The 2623-nt window shown below is 36.5% G+C and carries 7 protein-coding genes; 5 read left to right on the plus strand and 2 right to left on the minus strand.

From position 1 onward, the window contains the following. The first annotated feature begins 126 nt into the window (after window positions 1–126). Both ACIR310F_RS0110190 and ACIR310F_RS0110195 read left to right on the plus strand, forming a co-directional pair. Window positions 127–357: a DUF433 domain-containing protein gene (locus ACIR310F_RS0110190; protein ID WP_027402180.1), complete on the plus strand. Its 231-nt coding sequence runs from the start codon at window positions 127–129 to the stop codon at window positions 355–357. Then, entirely contained in the window at window positions 354–686 is a 333-nt protein-coding gene (locus ACIR310F_RS0110195; protein WP_028083746.1) for a DUF5615 family PIN-like protein, read from the plus strand. Before ACIR310F_RS0110190 ends, ACIR310F_RS0110195 begins: the two co-directional genes overlap by 4 nt. Before the next feature lie 86 nt (window positions 687–772). Here the strand turns inward: ACIR310F_RS0110195 and ACIR310F_RS0110200 are convergent, their stop codons facing one another. Together ACIR310F_RS0110200 and ACIR310F_RS0110205 are read right to left on the minus strand one after the other, a co-directional pair. Then, a complete protein-coding gene (locus ACIR310F_RS0110200) occupies window positions 773–973 on the minus strand; it encodes a ParE family toxin-like protein (protein WP_231387462.1) in 201 nt (66 codons plus the stop codon). Between the two features lie 34 nt (window positions 974–1007). Next, a complete protein-coding gene (locus ACIR310F_RS0110205; protein WP_028083748.1) occupies window positions 1008–1229 on the minus strand; it encodes a hypothetical protein in 222 nt (73 codons plus the stop codon). A 351-nt stretch (window positions 1230–1580) separates the two neighbouring features. Here ACIR310F_RS0110205 and ACIR310F_RS0110210 point away from each other — a divergent pair, with 351 nt between their 5' ends. The 3 genes from ACIR310F_RS0110210 to ACIR310F_RS26755 form a co-directional block, all read left to right on the plus strand. Beyond that, on the plus strand, window positions 1581–1937 hold the full coding sequence (locus ACIR310F_RS0110210; protein ID WP_028083749.1) for a hypothetical protein: 357 nt from the start codon (window positions 1581–1583) through the stop codon (window positions 1935–1937). A gap of 64 nt (window positions 1938–2001) precedes the next feature. Beyond that, a complete protein-coding gene (locus tag ACIR310F_RS26750; protein WP_028083750.1) occupies window positions 2002–2397 on the plus strand; it encodes a helix-turn-helix domain-containing protein in 396 nt (131 codons plus the stop codon). 17 nt (window positions 2398–2414) lie between these two features. Continuing rightward, window positions 2415–2623, plus strand: a 209-nt coding sequence (locus ACIR310F_RS26755) for a transposase family protein (RefSeq protein WP_028083751.1), incomplete at its 3' end; no start/stop codon positions are given.

Below are 2623 nucleotides of genomic sequence, written 5' to 3' on the forward strand. Positions count from 1 at the left end.
TATCAATAGGTACTGGATTCTGTCATTTGCAAAGCAAGACGATGTGGACATAGTGCTATAATTTAGCTTATATTGTACTACAAGTTTTTTCAGAAAATCGCTAAAATAGAAATGCACTTGCTACTTATGAATTACAGAGATTATATTACAATCGAACCCAATAAACGCGGTGGTAAGCCTTGTGTACGTGGCTTGCGAATCACAGTTTATGAGGTGCTTGAATACCTAGCTTCCGAGATGACTGAAGCAGAAATTCTTGATGATTTTCCCGACCTAACGCGAGAAGATTTAAAAGCTTGTATTGCGTATGCGGCTGACCGTGAACGTCGGCTAATGATTTCAACTTTATCAGCATGAAATTACTATTTGATGAAAACTTATCCCCTAAATTATCCATCCGTTTGAGCGATATTTTTCCAGACTCCCTTCATGTTCGGGATGTAGGGATGAAAGCAACAATAGACCCGATAGTTTGGAATTATGCAAAAGATAATGATTTGATGATTGTCTCGAAAGATGCTGATATGCACGATCTGAGTTTAGTGTTGGGGACTCCTCCAAAAGTCATCTGGCTGAGACTGGGAAACTGTTCTACTTTACAAGTTGAAAATTTACTGCGTCGGGAGTTCAGCACAATCAAATTATTTTATGAAGATGAAAATTCATCATTGCTTGCTCTCTCATGATCGCATTAACCCAATATTAGCGATCGCACTATATAAATTATTATGCGATTCCTAGGTCGCGCAACGCTATCGCTTGTGACAACGAGCTAATTTAAAAAACTTTCATATTCATCATGATTACCGATCCAAATCCAATAATAATCGTCACCCTTTTTTAAGGCTAACGCTCGATATCCACTACTAACACGGGCAGACCAAAGATTTCTACCGACTTTTTTGAAGTGCAAAGAGGGATGAAGTGAGTTTTCCTGCCAAAGCTGATAAGCCTTCCGCGCTTGCTCTTGCATCTCAGGTGACAAATTAGCATACGCTTTCCAAAACTCAGTCGTCGCCAAGGATTTCATCAAGATCCCTCACGTTGTTGGCTGCAATATCTTTTTCTGCCTGAGCAATGAGGCGATCTAATTTCCCTGATGCTAAATCTGCCTCAATTTGACGATCCCACATCTCATCAAGATATTCTTGAAGCCATTTTGCCAGATCACGAACTTCACTTTCTGGCAATTGTTTGATTACTGATTCAACTTCTAGCCGAGTATTCATACAAGATTTTACATTTAAAGAGTTTTTCTTTTCTATATTATCACTAACTTTGACATTGAAACGCCATTAGATGGTAGCTATTTGACTGATAGCGAAGCGCGACCTAGTAATCGCACTTAAACCACAACTAGCGATCGCTTCCCTATCCGTAAACATCGCAGTTAATAATAGTTAAGGAAGTACAATAAAATAGATATTGAGAGATCGCACTACAAGATCAGCGATCGCACTGAAAGCCTTGATCCCTCGGATGGGTTGACAAAACTCTCGGTAAATAGGATATTAATTTAGTCAGGGGTCAAAATTTATGCCCTGCCGAATCTGTTCATTTTCATAGGAATAAGCCTAATTATGACCTTACAATCTTTACATTTGTTACTAGGCAAATTATTTGCATTAATTATTTTTTATGAGAGTAAAGAGAATAATTGTTATTACTTAGAAACTGATGATTGGAAGAAATATCAGCATTCAACAAATGAGATTACACTATCATATATCATATCTCGTGCAGAAAAATTGATTTTAGAAAAACAGATTAAAGATGTTTTTTACCTTTTAAAAGAAATATCTATTATGTATTCTAACTTAGAAATACCAACCCGTTTGGTTCTAGTTGATAGCCACTTCAAAATGGGGTTATGGAGTAATTTACCAGATGATGAAAATTATATTTTATTAAACGATATTCAAGAAGAAAATCAATAGACATCTCCGAAAAAAAACTAAATTATGGTATAACAGGATAAAATCGTGCATCTACCCTGAGATTATGAGCAACATAGTTGAGTACATTCATAACAATCCTGAAGAATCACAACGGTTATTAGGACTGCATTATGAACAGCTAAAACAACTGATAGAGAAAGCAATAGAGCTACATAATAATAAAAAAGAATTAGCAGAATCTAAAAAAGTCAGACTCATTGTGGGAGGAGGTGGACGCAAGCCAAAACTAACCCCAGAGTCGCAAATAATTTTAACATTAACATATTTACGTCATTTGACAACATTTCAGTTACTAGGCATTCAATTTGGTGTAAGTGAGACAACGGCAAATGATACGTTTAACTATTGGTTTCCACTCCTGGGAGAATTATTGCCACCAAGTTTAATATCACAGGTAAAAAAAACTCCAACGACCACGAAATTGTTAAAGAACTGTTAACGGAGTTTGAGTTAATCGTGGATAGCTATGAACAGCCTATAGAAAGACCTTCAGAGCATGAGACACAAAAAAAGTATTACTCAGGTAAAAAGAAAACTCATACTAGAAAAAACCAGCTAATTGTCCTACCAAATGGTAAAGATATTGTAGATGTAAAGGCTGGTAAACCAGGTCCCCAAAGTGATATCAGCTTATTTCGTGACACCTCCCAGGAATTTGAGACCAA

Source organism: Dolichospermum circinale AWQC310F (assembly GCF_000426925.1).
In the GTDB taxonomy this organism is placed as follows: domain Bacteria; phylum Cyanobacteriota; class Cyanobacteriia; order Cyanobacteriales; family Nostocaceae; genus Dolichospermum; species Dolichospermum circinale.

Bases quoted from the DNA above. Each gene is read 5' to 3' on its own strand.
- ACIR310F_RS0110190 (WP_027402180.1), top strand. From the start codon at position 127: ATGAATTACAGAGATTATATTACAATCGAACCCAATAAACGCGGTGGT.
- ACIR310F_RS0110195 (WP_028083746.1), top strand. From the start codon at position 354: ATGAAATTACTATTTGATGAAAACTTATCCCCTAAATTATCCATCCGT.
- ACIR310F_RS0110200 (WP_231387462.1), bottom strand. From the start codon at position 973: ATGCAAGAGCAAGCGCGGAAGGCTTATCAGCTTTGGCAGGAAAACTCA.
- ACIR310F_RS0110205 (WP_028083748.1), bottom strand. From the start codon at position 1,229: ATGAATACTCGGCTAGAAGTTGAATCAGTAATCAAACAATTGCCAGAA.
- ACIR310F_RS0110210 (WP_028083749.1), top strand. From the start codon at position 1,581: ATGACCTTACAATCTTTACATTTGTTACTAGGCAAATTATTTGCATTA.
- ACIR310F_RS26750 (WP_028083750.1), top strand. From the start codon at position 2,002: ATGAGCAACATAGTTGAGTACATTCATAACAATCCTGAAGAATCACAA.